The organism is Uliginosibacterium sp. 31-16, assembly GCF_030730865.1.
Classification (GTDB): Bacteria; Pseudomonadota; Gammaproteobacteria; order Burkholderiales; family Rhodocyclaceae; genus Uliginosibacterium.
Map to the genome: position 1 here is coordinate 886656 of NZ_JAVALZ010000001.1, position 17315 is coordinate 903970.

Consider the following 17315-nt stretch of genomic DNA (forward strand, 5'->3'; position numbering starts at 1 on the left):
TTCGGACATGCCTGTCTGAAATCAGCCATCAGCAAGGATCTTCAGGCGTAAAGCCTGAAGAAGCCCGCCACAAGAAGCTCTTCAGGAACCTACCGGCGTAACCCCTGGCAGCTTGCTGTCCAGAATCGCCGCTCGCAGGAGGTCGATGACCTTGGTGCGCGGGTAGGTGACCCGCCAGGCAATCGCCACCCGCCGGCTCGGCTCGGGTGCCGCGAACGGCCGGATCGCCACGAGTTTCTGGTTTTCCTTCAGCGGGTCTGCTGCCGAACTTGGCAGCACCGTGACGCCCAGCCCCGTTGCCACCATGTGGCGGATGGTTTCCAGCGAGCTGCCTTCCATGGTCTTCTGCAGGCCGGTGCCATGGGCACAGCGCGGGCAGGCCTCGATGACCTGATCACGGAAGCAGTTGCCCGCGCCCAGCAGAAGCAGCGGCTCTTCCTGCAGCAGGGTTGAGGAAATCTGTTTTTCCTTGCTCCATGCGTGGGCGGCAGGCAGCACCACGCGGAAGGGTTCGTCATACACCGGCTGGGTGACGATGCCCTGTTCGGTAAAGGGCAGCGCCAGAATCGCCACATCGATGTCGCCTTTCTTGAGCAGATCGGCAAGACGATGGGTGTAATTCTCCTGAATCATCAGCGGCATGCGCGGCGCACGCTCGGCCAGCAGCGGGATCAGCGATGGCAGCAGATACGGCGCAATCGTGTAGATCACACCGATGCGCAGCGGCCCGGAGAGGGCGTCGCGCCCCGCTTCGGCCAGGTCCCGGATCTGGCTGGCCTCACGCAGCACGCGCTCGGCCTGCTCAACAATGTGGCGGCCGATCTCGGTCACCTTCACATCCACCGCGCTGCGCTCGAACAGCAGCACGCCAAGTTGCTCTTCGAGCTTCTTCACGGCCACCGACAAGGTCGGCTGGCTGACGTGGCATTTCTCGGCGGCGCGCCCGAAGTGGCGTTCCTGAGCAAGAGCAACGATGTATCGCAGATCGGTAAGCGTCATGACATGGTCCCGGCCAGCGTATCCGGACACGGCGTCCGGATAGGATTTTCCAATTATAGGCCGATGAGCGGATAGTTTTTTGATCAGTGTCGACGCCTCTTGAACTTGTCCGCATCCCACCCCATTTCTTACCCGACGCGCAAGACCGGAACCTTCATCAGGCAGCCCGGTCATACGCTGCAGCGTGCCGGACCAGGCGTCTGATCACGCACCGAATCTGTTTTCATGTCTCTGGAGGAGTTTATGCCCTGGTCTTTGACACGCGCTGCGCTTGTATCCAGCGTGGCGGCTGTAGCATTTACCGGTTGCCTGCAGGAGTCAGGCATCAATTCATCGCACGCCAGTGGGGCTGCGAGCACCGTTGCAGCGGCCAGCGCCCGGGTCGCCCTGCCCGACTTCAGCCCGCTGGTCGAGGCCATTGGCCCCGCCGTGGTCAACATCAGCGTGACCAGCATCGACAAGAGCGCGCGGGCCGCATCGCCTTTTGGTGACGAAAACGATCCCTTCGATCTGTTCCGCCGTTTCGGCATTCCGGTGCCCGGCCAGAACGGTCAGGGCCAGCAAGCCCAGCCACGCGTGCAGCAAGGCGTGGGTTCCGGTTTCATCGTGAGTGGCGATGGCTACATCCTGACCAATGCCCATGTCGTGGATGGCGCCAGCGAAGTCACCGTCAAACTCACCGACAAACGTGAATTCAAGGCCAAGGTCATCGGCGCCGACAAACGCACCGATGTGGCCCTGATCAAGATCGACGGCAAGGATCTGCCCACCGTGAAAACCGGTAATCCTGACGCCGCCAAGGCCGGTCAGTGGGTGCTCGCCATGGGCTCGCCCTTTGGTCTGGAAAATACCGTGACCGCCGGCATCATCTCGGCCAAATCGCGCAAGCTGCCGGACGAAACCTATGTCCCCTTTATCCAGACCGACGTGGCGATCAACCCCGGCAATTCCGGCGGCCCGCTGATCAATCTGGATGGCGAGGTCATCGGCATCAATTCACAGATCTATTCGCGCTCGGGCGGCTATCAGGGCATCTCGTTCTCGATTCCCATTGATGTGGCACTCAAGGTCAAGGAACAGCTGCAGAAGCACGGCAAGGTTTCGCGCGGCAAGCTCGGCGTGGTGATCCAGAACGTAGACAAGGATCTGGCCCAGTCCTTCGGGCTGGACAAACCTGCCGGTGCCCTGGTCAGCTCGGTCGAACAAGGCGGCCCGGCCGACAAGGCCGGCCTGCAGAATGGCGACATCATCCAGCAGGTCGACGGCGTGGTTGTCGCCGAATCCAGCGACCTGCCACGCATCATCGGCGAGCGCAGCCCGGGCGACGTCGTGAAGCTCAAGGTCTGGCGCGACAAGAGCGGGCGTGACATTTCCGTCAAACTCGGAGAGCAAGCCAGCGAGCGCATCGCCCTGGGCAAGGATGATGACCCAAGCGGTGCCACGGGCGGCAAGCTCGGACTCGTCGTGCGCCAGCTCAACGCACGTGAGGCCCAGCGCCTGGGTATCCCCAGCGGGGTGCTGGTCGAAGAAGCCAGCGGTGCAGCCGCCAAGGCGGGTATCCGTCAGGGCGATGTGATCCTCGCCGTAAGCAACCAGAAAATCACCAGTGCAGAGCAGCTGCGCAAAGCCGTCGAAGGTGCCGGCAAGAACGTACCGCTGCTGATCCAGCGCGGCGAAATCCAGCAATACGTGGTGGTGCGCACCAACTGAACGCAACTGTTTCCTGTCTCCTCCCCTTGCCGGGCCACCTTGTGTGGCCCGCTTTTTTTATTGCTGCGCGCGACAAGGCGGATGAAAGGTAATCGTTTTCCTTTTGTTACCTTTGAATATCCTGTTCGGCGCCCGTCCCGTCGCCGGACGGGCAGAGACGAATTCCGTTTTTTTCCAGGGCCTTTCGATATGGCGCAGTCAACGCGCGGAAAACCCATATCGGAAAGTCCTGCCGGCATTCACGACACTCGTCTTGACTTCCCGAGTTAAACGTTTTACTTTGTAATCATCGGCAGCGCCGTCATTTCTTTCGCCGCTTTCCAGGAGACACCCGATGAGATTCCCCGCCCGGCCTTGCGCCGCCCTTCCCCTGATCGCCTTGCTGGCCTGTCTGGCCGCACCGGCGGCCCACGCCTTCAAGCAGGCCCCGATGCTGGACAAGGCCGTACAGGACAAGGTCCTTGAACCGGTCGACAAGCGCCTGCCGGAGAAACCCGAGCTCATCGCTCCTGTCGCCAAAACCGGCAGCTACGGTGGCACCCTGCGCACCGCCATGCGGGCGAACGCCGATCACAACAGCATCACCCGCATCATCAGCGGCCAGGGACTGGTGCGCTGGCGCATGGATTTCAACGGCGTCCTGCCCAATGTCGCCGAAAGCTGGTCGATCAGCCCGGACGGCAGCGAATACACCTTCAAGCTGCGCCGTGGCATGCGCTGGTCCGACGGTTCGCCTTTCACTGCGGACGATGTGCTCTTCGCCATGAATGATCTGGTCTACAACAAGCAGTTCTTCGCCTCCTCGCCCGACCAGTATGTCGTCAAGGATCAGCCTGCCATCCTCAGCAAGCTGGACGACTCCACCGTGCGCTTCAAGTTTGCCGGCCCCAATCTGGGCTTTCTCGACCAGCTCGCCACCCCGCTGGGCCAGCATCCTGTGATGTATCCGAAGGCTTATTGCAGCCAGTTCCACCCGAAATACAACCCGAAGGTCGAAGAACTGGTCGCCCGGGAAAAGGCCAAGAGCTGGGCCGTCCTGATGCGCATCAAGTGCGGCGACATCGAAACCCCGACGCGCTGGGGCAATCCCGAGAAACCGACCCTGGATGCATGGGTGATCAAGGAGCCCTACACCGGCAGCGCCACCCGCGTCACGCTGGAGCGTAACCCCTATTTCTGGCAGGTTGATCCGGCAGGCCAGCAACTGCCCTACCTCGATCGTGTGCAGTTCCAGATCATTTCCGAGGTGGAGACCATCGTGCTTGCCACCATCAATGGCCAGCTCGATTACCAGCACCGCCATATATTCGGCATCCAGAACCGTCCGGTTCTGTCGGAAAACGCAGCCAAAGGCGGCTACCGTGTCATGGCCCTGCCCGGCACCGGTGCCAACTCGGTCGGCCTGTGGCTGAACCATTCAACCAAGAATGCCAAGCTGCGCCCCTTCCTGCGCAACAAGGATGTACGCGTCGCACTGTCCATCGCGACCGACCGCAAGGAAATCAACGATATCGTGTATCTCGGTCAGGGCATGCCCTGGCAGATCGGCCCGCTGAAACAGTCCAAGTGGTTCAACGAAAAACTCGGTACGCAGAACCTGAGCTACGAGCTCAAGCGCGCCAACGAGCAGCTTGACCGTGCGGGTCTCGCCAAGCGTGACGGCGACGGCTTCCGCGTCTATCCGGATGGCGGACGCGTGTCGCTCAACGCCATCGTCTCGACCGCCCAGACCAACCAGATGGAAACCCTGGAACTGATCCGCAAACAGTGGGCCAAGGCTGGCGTCGAATTGACCATCCTGTCTTCGGAGCGCTCGCTGTTCTACGACCGCGCCACCAACAATGAATACGACATCAGTGTCGACATCATCCCCGGCGGCATGGACATCACCATGAACCCGCGCGCCGTGGTGGCTGTGCATCCGCAGGAGTCCCGCATGAGCCTGCCCTGGGCACGCTGGTTCCTGTCCAATGGCAAGCAGGGTGAAGAGCCGCCAGCCAGCATGAAAACCCGCATGCAGCTTTATGAACAGTGGCAAAGCGCGGCCACGCCGGCTCAGGCCGAGGCCCTGTTCAAGCAGATCCTCGAAATTGCTGCCGACGAATTCGAGATCATCGGCGTGATCCGCTCACCCAGCGACACCGCCATCCGCAGCAACCGCCTGCAGAACGTGTACGAGCAGATGCTGATCAGCTGGACCTACCCGAACCCCGCGCCAGCCCTGCCACAGCAGTGGTTCCTGAGCAAATAGACACCTGCCTCACCCGCTCCTCCTCCTTCGCCCCGGCCCGCCAAGCCGGGGCTTTTTCATGCCCGGGCGATTTCAGCCCAGCGCCGTATCCAGCACCATCATCAGCGCGAAGCCCAGCATCAGGCCCAGCGTCGCCGGGGTCTGATGACCATTGCGATGGGTCTCGGGAATCACTTCGTGCGAGACCACGAAGATCATTGCACCAGCAGCCAGCCCGAGGCCGACCGGATATGCCAGCGGAAACCCGCCGGTCAGCCCCAGCCCGAGCAAGGCCCCCAGCGGCTCCATCAGCCCCGACGCGGCAGCCAGCAGCACCGCCTGCAGATTGCGCACACCCGCTGCGCGCAGCGCCATCACCACCGCCAGACCTTCAGGGATGTCCTGAATGGCAATCGCAGTCGCCAGTGGCAGCCCGACGGATACGTCGCCTTGGGCAAAGCTCACGCCCATCGCCATGCCTTCGGGCAGGTTATGCAAGGTAATCGCCAGCACGAACAGCCAGACCCGGTTGAGGCGCTCGGCACCGGGGCCACAATCGCCACAGCTCTCATGCGTATGCGGCGTAAACCGGTCCATGCCGAGCATCAGCATCACCCCCAGCGCCAGCCCCAGCACCACCGTCAGCGCCGCCAGCAGACCACTGCCGGTCATTCCCCTGGCCGCGTCGATCCCCGGCAGGATCAGGGAAAAGGAGCTGGCCGCCAGCATCATCCCGGCAGCAAAGCCGAGCATGCTGTCCTCAGCCTTCTGGCCCACGTTGCGCAGCACCAACCCGGCAGCAGCACCCAGCGTCGTCGCGCCGAACCCCGCCAGCCCGGCCAGCGCCCCGAAACGCAAGCCAATGGCCGCATTGCCGCTGGCAAGGCTGATCGCGCTTTGCAGCAGCAGACCCAGCAAGGCCAGACTGGCAATTGCCAGACCGGCAGCCGCCAGCGGATAGTGGCGCGCCTGTGTCAGCCAGGCCTCCGGCAGACTCGGGCGGGCAGTTGTAGCTTCGTTCATCGCGGCATCCTCACTCACAGAGGCATGAATTCTGGCCTGAAACGCTACGCTGCGGGGCTATTGAGGCAATTAGTCCCAGTCGAGAGCCTTGCACAGCCTCTCCTGGCCTGCCTCTCCAGAGGGGCTGGCGGGAGAAGTCCGCCAGATGCGGCTCTTCAGGCAGCGGAAAGCGTTTTAAAACACGAAAAAGTCACACCCACCCAATAAACCGCAATTCCGATCAAGCATAAAACGAGGGTTTCCCCTAGCGTGTTACCGGTCACCGCGCTTCTCGCGCGGACAAGTAATAACCAAGGAGGAAGACATGAGGAAATTTTCATCCATAGCTGCGGCAGCCTTGCTGTCGGTGCTATTGGCAGCCTGTGGCGGTGGAGGCGGCGGCTCGGGCGATAGCGGTAGCGGCAGCACGAGTTCGAGCAGCTCCAGTTCAAGCTCCAGCAGCTCCGGCTCCAGCAGTTCAAGCTCGAGCTCCAGTTCAAGCAGTTCCAGCAGTTCTTCCAGTGGGGGCGCAACGACAGCCGTGACCATCCACATGCTGGGTGACTCGACAATGACCCCTTATACCCTCGACCGTCGCCCGCAGATGGGCTGGGGCGAGGCTATGCCACAATTTTTCAACTCCAGCGTGACCGTCAAGAACTGGGCACTCGGTGGCCGCAGCTCGCGCAGCTTCTATTACGAGGCCACACGCTGGCCGGCGATCCTGCCGCAGATCAACAACGGCGACTATGTGATCATCCAGTTCGCTCACAATGATCAGAAATACGGTGCGGATTACGCGGTGTACGGCACGTATGCCTTCTGCAGCGATGGCTCAGGCAACGGAGAGACCTGTTCCGGAGCGACTGACGCGATCGACACCACGGTCGACAAGTCCGAACACTCCTACTATCAGTTCCTCAAGAAATACGTCTCCGAAATCAAGGCCAAAGGGGGCAAGCCGATCCTGATGTCACCGATCGTACGCAAGTATTTCAGCGGCACTACGATCACCGGCGAAGGTCAGCATAACGTCGGCATCAAGACTGGTGAAACCTATGCCCGTGGCGACTATGTGGCCGCCATGAAGGCCGTGGCAACCCAGTACAGCGTGCCTTTCGTTGATCTCACCGCCGAGACCAAGACAATCGTCGAAAGTTATGGCGACGCAGCCGCGACAGCAAATCTCTACATCGCAGCGGACAGCACTCACCCACAAGTACTGTTTGCCAACCTGATCGCCAAGCGCGCCGTAGAAGGCATGAAGGGCCTGAGCATCCTGAGCGATTACATGGTCCCGGTCTCCTCGCTGATTGCCAGCCCGAACACGCTGGCCTGGAGCACACGCTATGTCTCCGTGCCCTCGACCAAGTCTGTCACGCTGTCGGCATTCGATCTGACCCCCGCGGCAAGCACGGTCACGGTCACCGCGCCCAGCAGTGAATTCCAGCTCTCGCTTGACAATACGACCTGGGCCTCCAGTGTCAGCATTCCGTACACCAACAGTGCCTTCACCAGCACGCTGTACGTGAAGTTCACGCCTGCGGCGGTGCAGGATTACAGCGGCGTGATCAGCTTTGCGCTGGGTGGTGTAGCCATGAGCAACACGATCGCGGTCAGTGGCTCCGGTGTGGCGGCAGGTGCAGGCGTAGATTCGTACGCCTCGTGGTTCACTGCCGGCACGGTGCTAACGCCGGTCACCGATGGTTTGGTGACAGCTTCAGATGTCACGGTCTCCGGGCTGACAGCGACCACCGCCAAGGTTCTCGCTGTCGACGGTCAGGACACGACGGTTGCCCGCTATACAGCCGTATCGGCGGCACGCGTGGCTACCGAGTACCTGCAGTTCGCGGTAGCGCCCTCGTCAGGCACCTTCAATGTCGACACGATCTCGGCGTATCTGACGACCAGTGGCGGCTCGACAGTCCAGGCAGACATGGAGTACTCAACGAATGCAGACTTCTCCGCTTCGACGAAACTCAATACCGCAGCTGCGCTGTCTTTCAGCAAAGACACCATGGTCAAAAACGAGTTTGGCGTGACCATTGTCGTACCCGCCGGCAAGACGCTCTATCTGCGCATCTACCCCTGGAATACGGCAGGAACAACAGGCAAGTCACTAGCCCTGTATAACGTCAAGGTATCCGGCAAGGTCGCCCAGTAATCTTCCGGGTTGCAGTATCGCAAGGCCGGGGCACACGCCCCGGCCTTTTTCATGGGCCCTGCCTGCCAACCCGCGCCAGCCGGGCCTGCGCAGCAGGACACGCTGACAAGCCGCTCTCCTTGCGACTCTTCAGCCGATGCACTATCCGCATTACCTGTGATACGCCTCAAATTTCTGTAAACAAAACCGGATAGCCCTGCACCAGAAGCGGGCGGAAGGCTAAGATGCAGCCAGTGCCCCGAGGCACACCGATAACGAGGAGATCACAATGCCCTATACGCCCGAACTGCTTGAAGAACTCAACATCCTGCAGCGTTTTGATCTGGCCACCAGCCAACAAGGCATCAAGATCCACCACGACGCATCCCCGGCCGTGATCGCCGCCGCTCAGCGCCTGCACGCCAAGGGCCTGATCAGTCTCGCCGATGGCGGCTACCTCACCCCGCTGGGTCGCGATGCGGCCGAACAATCTCAGATGCTGCTCGGCATCCTGGTCACTCCGCCAGCACGCGCCACCCAGGCCGCGTGAACCCGGCTCCGCCAGACAAAACGCCGCAGGCCCGTAAAGGCCTGCGGCGTTTTTCGTTGACGCGCCCGTTCAGAGCTTGCGCGGGCTTGGCAGGGCGAAATAGAACCACTCGTTGCCGGCCAGCGATTTCGGATTCGGGAAGACGATGAACCCATTGCCGGGCGCGGTGACCGGTGTGCCGTCGTGGCGGGTACCAATCAGCTCGCCGGCCTGCACCGGGTCGAAACTCTTCCACTCGCGGGCAAACCGGTCATCCGGGTGCAGGCGGTCGATCACTTCCGCGAGACGCAGCAGCTCGGGGGCGGGATGTGGCGCCGGCACCGGCGCGTCGATCAGACCGAGCAAGGCCAGGGTGTTGTGGATGGCACGGTAGGCCACTTCCGGCGCAGCCGGATCTTCGTGCTGACCACATTCCAGGGTGATCGAATAGCCACCGTGGGCACGCATGTATTCGGTGGTGCCGACGCCGTAGCTCGGGTCGGTGGACAGCATCTGCGCACGCAGGCTGGCGTCACCGTAGGCCAGACGCTTTGCCACCCCGCGTGCATACGTGTCGAGCCAGCCTTCGACGATGCGGCGCACGCCCAGGCGCACGGCCAGTGCCTGCTCCTGCTCGGCGTGGCTGAAGGGTTCCAGCGTGCCCGTGTTGTTCTGCGGGCCAAGCATGGCGAAGGGCTCGCCGCCGGTGTGGAAGGAGTGCAGGTCAAGCAGCGCGTCGTGCGCTTCGAGCAGCGGGCACAGGGCGTTGGCAATGCGGTCTTCGTAGTCAACCGGCTCGGTCGTCGGGCGCAGGTTGCGGTTCAGGTTGCGGTCGCCCATGCGCTGCTTCAGGTGATACGCCAGCGGATTGGTGATCGGCACGAAGGTGAGCTGCCCGCACTTCAGGCTCAGTGCACCGGAGTCGAATTCGGCAATGATCTTTTCGATGGCACGCGAGCCGCACACTTCGTTGCCATGCACCGCGCCCAGTACCAGCAGCTTCGGTCCGGGCTCCAGACCGGCAAAGCTGTGCACGCGCAGTGCGGTGGTGGAAGGCTGGGTGTGGACGGGGTAAGTCATGGCAGGGCTCCGGATGAAGATCGATTCAGCGGGCGCGTATTGTCGCAGGAAGCGCTGCCCGACGGGGCTATCAGCTTCATGTGCCCCGGTATTTGGGCCAAAGTGCATAATCCGGATACCCCCAACAGCAAAACAGGAAATACCCCATGACTGACTCTGTCCGCAATCCGCGCGGCACCCTGCAGCTGCGCACACTGGCCATGCCGGCCGACACCAACCCGAGTGGCGACATCTTCGGCGGCTGGCTGATGGCGCAGATGGACCTGGGTGGCGCGATCATGGCCAAGGAGCTGTCACGCGGCCGGGTGGTGACCGTCGCCGTCGACGCCATGAGCTTTCACCTGCCGGTGGCCGTGGGCGACGTGGTGTGCTGCTATGGCGAATGCGTGCATGTCGGGCGCACCTCGATCAAGATCAAGGTTGAAGTGTGGGTCAAGAAGGTCACCTCCGAGCCCATCGGCGAGCGCTACTGCGTCACCGAAGCCACCTTCAGCTATGTGGCCGTGGATGCCACCAAGCGCCCGCGCCCGATTCCACGCGACAACAACAGCGAACTGGACGCCGCTCTGGCGCAGATCGCCGCCTCCGCCGGCTCTGCCTGAAGAGGCGCATCTGGCGGGCGTTCGCAGACCCCCTGCCTGCGGAGCGTTCATTGACGAGCCTGCGCAGCAATGCCCTGAAGAAGTCCGCCATAAGCGGCTCTTCAGCCTGCTCCGCTCACGAGCTGCACGACAAAGCCGAGCAGCCCGGCGCGTTGCGCGCCCAGTCCGGCCGGCGGCCAGCCAGATCGGCGCAGCCGGCCTGCTCCGTGTAAGGATCGCGGATCGCCTGCATGAGCCGCTCCAGCACGCTCAGGTCGCCCGCCTCCGCGGCCTTGATCGCATCCTGCGCCAGCCAGTTGCGCGGAATGATCCACGGATTGGCCGCGTTCATGCGTGCCGCGTGGGCCGCTGCCGGTTCTGGCGATGCGGCGATGCGCGCCTGCCAGACCATCAGCCAGCCGGCGAACTGTGCCAGCACGCCGGCGCCAGGTGGCGCGTAGAACGCCGGCGCCAGCTCGGCCAGCGCAGCCTCTGGCGCGGTATCCGGGTGGATGCGCGCCAGCGCGCGATAGAAAATCGTCATGTCGGTGTCGACCGCCGCAAAGCACGCAAAAAGCTCGCTGACCAGCTTGAAGTCCGCTTCGGCATCACCCTCCTGCAGCAGCCCGAGCTTGTCGCGCAGCATCGCCAGATAGCAGGCTTCGAAGTGATCGGCATACGCCTCCAGGCAGGCTTCCAGCGCCGCCTGATCCTGCACCAGCGGCATCAGCGCATTGGCCAGGCAGCTCAGGTTCCAGCCGGCGATGCGCGCCTGTTGCGCGTAGGCGTAGCGGCCGCCGCGATCCGTGGTGTTCGGCGTGAAGCCGGGATCGAAATTGTCCAGCCAGCCATAGGGGCCGTAGTCGATGCTGAGGCCCAGCACCGAGAGATTGTCGGTATTCATCACACCATGCACGAAACCCACGCGCAGCCAGTGCGCCACCATCAGCGCCGTGCGCCGGCAGACTTCGCCGAACCAGGCGACGTACACCTCCGGCGAAGGCGCTCCCAGCGCCGGGAAATGCGTGCGGATCGTGTCATCGAGCAATTGCCGCAGCAGCGCCAGTTCACCGCGCGCAGCGAAAATTTCGAAGTGGCCGAAGCGCAGGAAGCTCGGCGCCACGCGGGTAACGATGGCGCCCGGCTCGTGCTGAGGGTGGCCGTCGTAGAACATGTCACGCAGCACCGGCTCGCCCGTTGCCACCAGACACAGCGCGCGCGTGGTCGGCACGCCCAGACGGTGCATGGCCTCGCTGCACAGGTATTCGCGGATCGAGGAGCGCAGCACCGCGCGGCCATCCGCGTGGCGCGAATAGGGAGTCAGCCCGGCGCCCTTCAGTTGCACTTCCAGCCGGATGTCATCAGCTCCGATGGCCGTGCCAAGCATCGTGGCGCGGCCGTCACCCAGCTGGCCGGCCCAGTTGCCGAACTGGTGACCGCCATAGCAGGTGGCATAGGGCTGGCTGCCGGGCAGCAGGCGATTGCCGGCGAAGACCTCGGCGGCGGCCTGTGCATCCAGCGGCGCGGTGCCCAGCCCGAGCAGCGCTGCACAGTCGGCCGACCAGTGGAGCAGGCGCGGTGCAGCCACCGGCGTCGGTGCGCAGAAGGAATACACGGCGCCCTGCACCTGGCGCGGCTGCGGCGTATCCAGCGCATCCGCAGGCAGGCTGCGGATGAAACGTGCGTCGAAACGCAGGGCGGCAAGATCGGCAGGCAGGGACATGATGCGGCAGACGGCTGGGGGAGAACATCCAGTCTACGGCTTCAGCAGAAAATTTCAGCCCTGCCACCGACAGGGCCTCTCTCACCCCCTCAAGCCCAGCCTTCCAGCACGATCTTGCCACGCGCCTTGCCGGACTCCAGCAGCGCATGCGCGCGGCGCAGGTTGGCCGCGTTGATCGCACCAAAATGCTCGCCCAGCGTGGTGCGGATCACGCCGGCATCCACCAGCGCGGCCACGTCCTCAAGGATGCGATGCTGCGCAATCATGTCCGGCGTCTGGTAGATGGCTCGCGTGAACATCAGCTCCCAGTGCAGCGAAATGGCCTTGCGCTTGAGCAGCTTGATGTCGAACGCCGCCGGATCATCAATCAGCCCCAGGCGCCCCTGCGGCGCGAGGCTCTCGACGATCTCGGCAATATGCTGATCGGTCTGGGTGAGGCTGGCCACGTACTCCACCGGCGCCAGGCCGAGGCGCTTGAGTTCGCTGGAGAGCGGCTGCGTATGGTCGATCACATGATGCGCGCCCAGCTCGCGCACCCAGGCCTGCGTTTCGGGCCGCGAGGCCGTGCCGATCACCGTCAGGCGGGTCAGGCGCCGCGCCAGCTGGACGAGAATGGAGCCCACCCCGCCCGCCGCACCGACGATCAGGATGGATTGGCCGAGGCCCTGGCCGGGTGCCACACCCAGCCGGTCGAACAGCAGCTCCCAGGCCGTCAGCGCAGTCAGCGGCAGCGCGGCCGCTTCGGCATTGCCTAGCGAGGCCGGGGCGTGGCCGACGATACGCTCGTCAACGAGATGCAACTGGCTGTTGGCGCCGGCACGCGCAATCGAGCCCGCGTACCACACCCGCTCACCGGGGCGGAACAGCGTGACCTCCGGCCCCACCGCCCGCACAATGCCCACCGCATCCCAGCCGAGCACCTTGCTCTCACCCGCCGGCAGATTGGCGCTCTTGCGCACCTTGGTGTCGACCGGATTCACGGCGATGGCCTGCACTTCAACCAACAGGTCGCGGCCTGTTGCCACCGGGTCCGGCAAGTCGAGTTCAAGCAAGACCGCGTCGTTTGCGACAGGCAGGCCGAACTGGGCGCTGGTGTAGCCAATGGCTTTCATGGGAATTCCTTTCTTTTCTGAGGTGAGGCCACCGGCAAGGCCGGGGCGGCATGGACACATCATCCGCCCTTTCTCATTACAGAAAAACCGGCGCAGAATGGAATCCATCTTCAAATGGATTTTGAAAATGAAGGCGCTGCTAGATCTCGACATTTTCGTCCGCACCGTGGAATCCGGCAGCCTCTCGGCCACCGCCCGGACACTCGATCTCACCCCCGCCGCCGCCAGTGCGGCCTTGAAACGCCTGGAGGCCGAACTGCAGGCGCCACTCTTCGTGCGTTCCACGCGGAGTCTGCGACTGACCAGCGAAGGCGAGCGCTTCCTCGCCTACTGTCGCGTGGCACTCGATGCACTGCGCGAGGGGCAGGCCGCGCTCTCCGCTGAGCGCCAGCAGATCAAGGGCACGCTGCAGATCGCCGCCCCCTCGGATCTGGGACGCAACGCCCTGCTGGGCTGGCTGGACGAATTCCGCGTATTGCATCCCCAGATCCGCTTCCGCCTGCAACTCTCCGACCGCAATGCTGACCTCTATCGCCAGCCGGTGGACATCGCGCTGCGTTACGGCGAACCCGGCGAATCCAATCTCATCGCCCAGCCGCTGGCGCCGGACAATCGCCGCGTGCTGTGTGCAGCTCCGGCCTACCTCGCGCGCCGGGGCGCACCGGCCTCCCCCACCGAGCTGAAGGGTCACGACTGCCTGTGTTTCATGAGCGGCGAAGATGTGCGCGACCGCTGGCGTTTTCGCCGCGGAACCGAACGCCTCAGCGTACGCGTGACGGCCAGCCAGGTCGCCAATGATGGTGATGTGGTGCGGCGCTGGGCCCTTGCTGCGCAAGGCATCGCCTGCAAATCGCGGCTGGATATTGCTGGCGACCTCGCCACCGGCCGCCTGCTGCCACTGTGTCAGGACTGGGAAGGCGAGCCCGCCCCGCTCTACCTCATCTGCCCCGACCGTCGCCTGCTCACCCCGGCGATAGGTCTGCTGCGCGATTTCATTCGCACCCGCTGCGAGGCACTAATGCCGTCTGCATGAGAATCATTGCGTGGAGAAACTCTCCCGACAATCCACATTGCGGCGTGCCTGTGCAGCCGCACATACGTCAATCGGAGTCCTCTCCCAGTCGATACAGGGTGGGACTGACGCCTGTCAGGCGCCGGAAGACGCCGGAGAAGTGCGCATGGGATGAGAAGCCCAGGCTGTTGGCAATGTCGGTCACGCTTTCCCGATCCATACGCAGGCGACGCTTGGCGCTCTCAATCCGGCGGATAAGCACGTACTGATGCGGAGTCTGCTTGAAGGCATCGCGGAAGGCCTGCATGAAATGCGAGCGTGAAAGATCCGCCACTCTGGCCAGATCGGCAATGTTGAGCGACCCCTCAAGATTCGCCTCGATGTACTCGGCAACCCGACGGAGCCGCCAGTCCGCCAACGCGTCGCAGCGCGTGATGGCATGGCCACCGATGCGCTCGGCCATTTTTGCGAATGCGCCCAGCGCCAGGGATTCGCAGTACATCAGGTTGCGATAGGGGCGTTCCAGTTCCTCGGCCAGCATGACACTCAGCCGACTGATAGCCGCATCCGAACCCGGCAGGCCGGGATGCAACAGGCCCGGCTGAATGCGGTGCGCGTCTGCGACCTCTTCCCACAGCGTCACGGGCAAATGCAGTGACAAGGTATTGCTCGGGCCGGACCAGCGATTCCGGCTGGGTACGTGGGCGGGCAGTACGCTCATGTCACCGAACCGTAATTGTCCGGTGTAACGGCGATCCGTTTCCAGCTCGAAACGGGCACCACGCTCGGCGAGACACACTGCGATCAGGTGGTGATTCAGGCCGGGATGGCTGTGGCCTTCCGGATTGCTGCCCATGCACCAGCGCCCCACCATGAAATGGTCTGCCCCCAGGATCTGCGTGCGGTGGTGGGGTTTGACAAACGTGGGCATCGGTCCGATATCAAACTCGAACTTTCCCCCGGGACGGAATTTCATCTTGCGCTACCTCGTCATGCATCCTGCCTGTTGTCAGAGAGGCAGTCAGACAATTATGTACGCCACCGGCGTATTCTGGAAGCGTCATTCACCCATCCTTTGGCATAGTTTTCCTGGCGCGCTTCCCGAAAGCGACTGCTTCAATGAAGCAGAGTGCCAAGCGCAATACCGGCGGACGAGAACATCCCGGTTTACCGGCGGTGATCCCGAAAACCACCCTGCTCGTGTCGACAACCCAGCGGAGAAAAAACCAATGACCACCATGACCGGGTCCTGCCTTTGCGGCGGGGTGAAGTACACATGCAACGCAACGCCGGTTATCACCGGCAATTGTCATTGCCGTGACTGCCAACGATCGTCGGGGAGCGCATACGCACCGACACTCTTTGTACCGGTCGAGGCGCTTTCAATACATGGAGAAGTCCGCTATTTCCAGAGCATCGGTGGCAGCGGATTCAAGGTGGACCGGGGTTTCTGCCCGAACTGCGGGTCGCCGCTGTTTGCCAAGGTGGAAGTCATGCCCGGGCTGATTTCCATACGTGCCGGCACGCTGGATGACCCCTCTGCCTACGTGCCCAGTGCTGATCTGTTCGTCAGCCAGGCAGCACCCTGGGATCACATTCCGGATGGCGCGATGAAGTTTGACGGAATGCCTCCGCAATCTGCCTGTCGCCCGGATTGAGGTCCGGCGTCGATTTGTCCGCCTCGGGATATCTCCATGAAACCGCAGCACGTCTATTTTGAAAGCAACGGGGCCGTACTCAGTGGTCTGCTGTATCAGCCTGAACGCGCGGGGCCCTGGCCTGCAGCCGTGGTGGCAGGCTCCTGGACCAGCGTCAAGGAGCAGATGCCAGCCACGTATGCGCAGGCCCTGGCGAGCCTGGGATACGCCGCACTGTGCTTTGATTTTCGCGGCTGGGGGGCTTCCAGCGGCGAACCGCGCTATCTCGAGGACCCACAGCGAAAGATTGCCGATATTCATGCCGCACTTGGATTCATGAAAGCGCGTGCGGACATTGATACAGACAACATCGCGCTTCTTGGCATCTGCGCATCGGCCGGCTACATGACCCACGTGGCAGCCCAGAGCGATGTCCCGCATGCCTTGTGCCTGATTGCACCCTGGCTCCACGATCGCGGCATTGTTCTGGAAACGTATGGCGGCGAGGCGGGTGTCGAAGCCCTGATGAGCGCCGCACGCAATGCGGAAGCTTCTGATGGCGTCGTGATCGAAGCCGCCAGTGCAAGCAATCCCGGAGCCCTGATGTACCAGGTGCCGTACTACACGGAACCGGGCCGGGGCCTGATCCAGCAATACGACAATCTGTTCGATGTGCGCTCCTGGGCGCCATGGCTGTCATTCGACGGAATTGCCGCCGCAGAGGGGATCACCATACCAAGCTGCATCGTGCATTCAAAAGCCGCCGCCATCCCGCATGGAGTGACGCGCTTCGTCTCCCGATTGCCCCGGTTTGCGCAAGTCGCCTGGCTGGAGGACGTCAGTCAGTTCGACTTCTATGACCGCCCCGACGTAGTCGCCGAAGCAACACGAATGGTCGTCGCACATCTTGATGCGCACAGGCGCACATCCTGAACCACGGAGAATCTGAACATGTCTTCAATATCCGATCTGGGCGCAGAAAAGGACCGCGCCATCCTGCACAAGACCGTCCGGGATTTTGGCGCTTTTGCAGACGATGGTGCCTTTGACCGTCTGGCCGCATTATTTGCTCCGCGCATAACGCTGGACTACAGCAGTCTCACCGGACAGCCTGCCAGTACCCTGTCTTCGACTGAGTTGATGGCCCAATGGGCAAGCCTGTTGCCCGGATTTGACCTGACGTGCCATGCCATCAACATTCCATCGGCCGACATCCGCGGTGTGCTGGCCACGGTCGAGGCTGCCGTCTGTGCCGATCACTTCATCGCCGATCAATGGTGGCAAGTACAGGGCTGCTACGAATTCGTGTTTCACAAAATCGATGGTGCGTGGAAGATCGAAACCCTCCGGTTTCATCTGACCGGCGAATCAGGCTCCCGGGATGTATTGGCCCTGGCCGTCGAAGCCGTATTGCGCCGCAAACCCCGTACGCAGATCGGCAAGGCCTGACTGCCTGCCAGGCACCTGGCCTGTCCGACGCATAGCTGGCACGCAAGCGCTGAACATTTCGCTGCTGCAATGCAGCTCATCACCCGCCTGACCCTGCCAAGGATGCCT

General features: G+C 62.7%; 16 protein-coding genes. 9 read left to right on the plus strand and 7 right to left on the minus strand.

Going from position 1 to position 17315, the window contains the following annotated elements:
- Positions 1–81: 81 nt before the first annotated feature.
- Complete coding sequence (locus Q9Q94_RS04135) at positions 82–999, minus strand: LysR substrate-binding domain-containing protein (protein ID WP_305978751.1); 918 nt, start codon at positions 997–999, stop codon at positions 82–84.
- A 243-nt stretch (positions 1000–1242) separates the two neighbouring features.
- Here Q9Q94_RS04135 and Q9Q94_RS04140 point away from each other — a divergent pair, with 243 nt between their 5' ends.
- Both Q9Q94_RS04140 and Q9Q94_RS04145 read left to right on the plus strand, forming a co-directional pair.
- Positions 1243–2709 (plus strand): DegQ family serine endoprotease, encoded by a 1467-nt coding sequence (locus Q9Q94_RS04140; RefSeq protein WP_305978752.1) that lies wholly within the window; start codon positions 1243–1245, stop codon positions 2707–2709.
- 334 nt (positions 2710–3043) lie between these two features.
- Entirely contained in the window at positions 3044–4960 is a 1917-nt protein-coding gene (locus Q9Q94_RS04145) for an ABC transporter substrate-binding protein (protein WP_305978753.1), read from the plus strand.
- Positions 4961–5032: 72 nt separating this feature from the next.
- On the opposite strand, the gene Q9Q94_RS04150 is transcribed toward Q9Q94_RS04145, so the two are convergent.
- Both Q9Q94_RS04150 and Q9Q94_RS04155 read right to left on the minus strand, forming a co-directional pair.
- Positions 5033–5962: a ZIP family metal transporter gene (locus Q9Q94_RS04150; RefSeq protein ID WP_305978754.1), complete on the minus strand. Its 930-nt coding sequence runs from the start codon at positions 5960–5962 to the stop codon at positions 5033–5035.
- Positions 5963–6214: 252 nt separating this feature from the next.
- A complete protein-coding gene (locus Q9Q94_RS04155) occupies positions 6215–6496 on the minus strand; it encodes a hypothetical protein (RefSeq protein ID WP_305978755.1) in 282 nt (93 codons plus the stop codon).
- Between Q9Q94_RS04155 and Q9Q94_RS04160 the strand changes: the two genes are divergently transcribed.
- Together Q9Q94_RS04160 and Q9Q94_RS04165 are read left to right on the plus strand one after the other, a co-directional pair.
- Positions 6495–8105: a GDSL-type esterase/lipase family protein gene (locus tag Q9Q94_RS04160; RefSeq protein ID WP_305979481.1), complete on the plus strand. Its 1611-nt coding sequence runs from the start codon at positions 6495–6497 to the stop codon at positions 8103–8105. The two genes, Q9Q94_RS04155 and Q9Q94_RS04160, sit on opposite strands and share 2 nt — an antisense overlap.
- Positions 8106–8373: 268 nt before the next feature.
- Positions 8374–8634 (plus strand): TIGR02647 family protein, encoded by a 261-nt coding sequence (locus tag Q9Q94_RS04165; RefSeq protein ID WP_305978756.1) that lies wholly within the window; start codon positions 8374–8376, stop codon positions 8632–8634.
- A 69-nt stretch (positions 8635–8703) separates the two neighbouring features.
- Here the strand turns inward: Q9Q94_RS04165 and Q9Q94_RS04170 are convergent, their stop codons facing one another.
- Positions 8704–9693 carry a succinylglutamate desuccinylase/aspartoacylase family protein gene (locus Q9Q94_RS04170; protein WP_305978757.1) on the minus strand — a complete coding sequence of 330 codons (990 nt, stop codon included), beginning with the start codon at positions 9691–9693 and terminating at the stop codon, positions 8704–8706.
- 146 nt (positions 9694–9839) lie between these two features.
- On the opposite strand from Q9Q94_RS04170, the gene yciA reads away from it, so the two are divergent.
- Positions 9840–10295 (plus strand): acyl-CoA thioester hydrolase YciA, encoded by a 456-nt coding sequence (yciA, locus tag Q9Q94_RS04175; protein ID WP_305978758.1) that lies wholly within the window; start codon positions 9840–9842, stop codon positions 10293–10295.
- Between the two features lie 115 nt (positions 10296–10410).
- Here the strand turns inward: yciA and Q9Q94_RS04180 are convergent, their stop codons facing one another.
- A complete protein-coding gene (locus tag Q9Q94_RS04180; RefSeq protein WP_305978759.1) occupies positions 10411–11997 on the minus strand; it encodes a YdiU family protein in 1587 nt (528 codons plus the stop codon).
- 89 nt (positions 11998–12086) lie between these two features.
- On the minus strand, positions 12087–13109 hold the full coding sequence (locus Q9Q94_RS04185) for a zinc-binding alcohol dehydrogenase family protein (RefSeq protein ID WP_305978760.1): 1023 nt from the start codon (positions 13107–13109) through the stop codon (positions 12087–12089).
- A gap of 127 nt (positions 13110–13236) precedes the next feature.
- On the opposite strand from Q9Q94_RS04185, the gene Q9Q94_RS04190 reads away from it, so the two are divergent.
- On the plus strand, positions 13237–14142 hold the full coding sequence (locus tag Q9Q94_RS04190; RefSeq protein ID WP_305978761.1) for a LysR family transcriptional regulator: 906 nt from the start codon (positions 13237–13239) through the stop codon (positions 14140–14142).
- Between the two features lie 67 nt (positions 14143–14209).
- On the opposite strand, the gene Q9Q94_RS04195 is transcribed toward Q9Q94_RS04190, so the two are convergent.
- The gene (locus tag Q9Q94_RS04195) at positions 14210–15097 is read right to left on the minus strand and encodes an AraC family transcriptional regulator (RefSeq protein WP_305978762.1); all 888 of its coding nucleotides are present in this window, start codon (positions 15095–15097) and stop codon (positions 14210–14212) included.
- Between the two features lies 1 nt (position 15098).
- On the opposite strand from Q9Q94_RS04195, the gene Q9Q94_RS04200 reads away from it, so the two are divergent.
- From Q9Q94_RS04200 to Q9Q94_RS04210, 3 genes are read left to right on the plus strand one after another with little or no spacing between them, the layout of a single operon-like run.
- A complete protein-coding gene (locus tag Q9Q94_RS04200; protein WP_305978763.1) occupies positions 15099–15779 on the plus strand; it encodes a GFA family protein in 681 nt (226 codons plus the stop codon).
- A gap of 36 nt (positions 15780–15815) precedes the next feature.
- Positions 15816–16691 (plus strand): alpha/beta hydrolase, encoded by an 876-nt coding sequence (locus Q9Q94_RS04205; protein ID WP_305978764.1) that lies wholly within the window; start codon positions 15816–15818, stop codon positions 16689–16691.
- A gap of 18 nt (positions 16692–16709) precedes the next feature.
- The gene (locus tag Q9Q94_RS04210; RefSeq protein WP_305978765.1) at positions 16710–17207 is read left to right on the plus strand and encodes a nuclear transport factor 2 family protein; all 498 of its coding nucleotides are present in this window, start codon (positions 16710–16712) and stop codon (positions 17205–17207) included.
- Positions 17208–17315: the final 108 nt, after the last annotated feature.

What these genes read in the sequence shown, in the direction of transcription:
- Q9Q94_RS04210 (WP_305978765.1), top strand. Translation starts at nt 16,710, where the DNA reads ATGTCTTCAATATCCGATCTGGGCGCAGAAAAGGACCGCGCCATCCTG.
- Q9Q94_RS04160 (WP_305979481.1), top strand. Translation starts at nt 6,495, where the DNA reads ATGCTGGGTGACTCGACAATGACCCCTTATACCCTCGACCGTCGCCCG.
- Q9Q94_RS04195 (WP_305978762.1), bottom strand. Translation starts at nt 15,097, where the DNA reads ATGAAATTCCGTCCCGGGGGAAAGTTCGAGTTTGATATCGGACCGATG.
- Q9Q94_RS04140 (WP_305978752.1), top strand. Translation starts at nt 1,243, where the DNA reads ATGCCCTGGTCTTTGACACGCGCTGCGCTTGTATCCAGCGTGGCGGCT.
- Q9Q94_RS04185 (WP_305978760.1), bottom strand. Translation starts at nt 13,109, where the DNA reads ATGAAAGCCATTGGCTACACCAGCGCCCAGTTCGGCCTGCCTGTCGCA.
- Q9Q94_RS04145 (WP_305978753.1), top strand. Translation starts at nt 3,044, where the DNA reads ATGAGATTCCCCGCCCGGCCTTGCGCCGCCCTTCCCCTGATCGCCTTG.
- Q9Q94_RS04180 (WP_305978759.1), bottom strand. Translation starts at nt 11,997, where the DNA reads ATGTCCCTGCCTGCCGATCTTGCCGCCCTGCGTTTCGACGCACGTTTC.
- Q9Q94_RS04205 (WP_305978764.1), top strand. Translation starts at nt 15,816, where the DNA reads ATGAAACCGCAGCACGTCTATTTTGAAAGCAACGGGGCCGTACTCAGT.
- Q9Q94_RS04155 (WP_305978755.1), bottom strand. Translation starts at nt 6,496, where the DNA reads ATGTGGATGGTCACGGCTGTCGTTGCGCCCCCACTGGAAGAACTGCTG.
- Q9Q94_RS04170 (WP_305978757.1), bottom strand. Translation starts at nt 9,693, where the DNA reads ATGACTTACCCCGTCCACACCCAGCCTTCCACCACCGCACTGCGCGTG.
- yciA (WP_305978758.1), top strand. Translation starts at nt 9,840, where the DNA reads ATGACTGACTCTGTCCGCAATCCGCGCGGCACCCTGCAGCTGCGCACA.
- Q9Q94_RS04190 (WP_305978761.1), top strand. Translation starts at nt 13,237, where the DNA reads ATGAAGGCGCTGCTAGATCTCGACATTTTCGTCCGCACCGTGGAATCC.
- Q9Q94_RS04150 (WP_305978754.1), bottom strand. Translation starts at nt 5,962, where the DNA reads ATGAACGAAGCTACAACTGCCCGCCCGAGTCTGCCGGAGGCCTGGCTG.
- Q9Q94_RS04165 (WP_305978756.1), top strand. Translation starts at nt 8,374, where the DNA reads ATGCCCTATACGCCCGAACTGCTTGAAGAACTCAACATCCTGCAGCGT.
- Q9Q94_RS04135 (WP_305978751.1), bottom strand. Translation starts at nt 999, where the DNA reads ATGACGCTTACCGATCTGCGATACATCGTTGCTCTTGCTCAGGAACGC.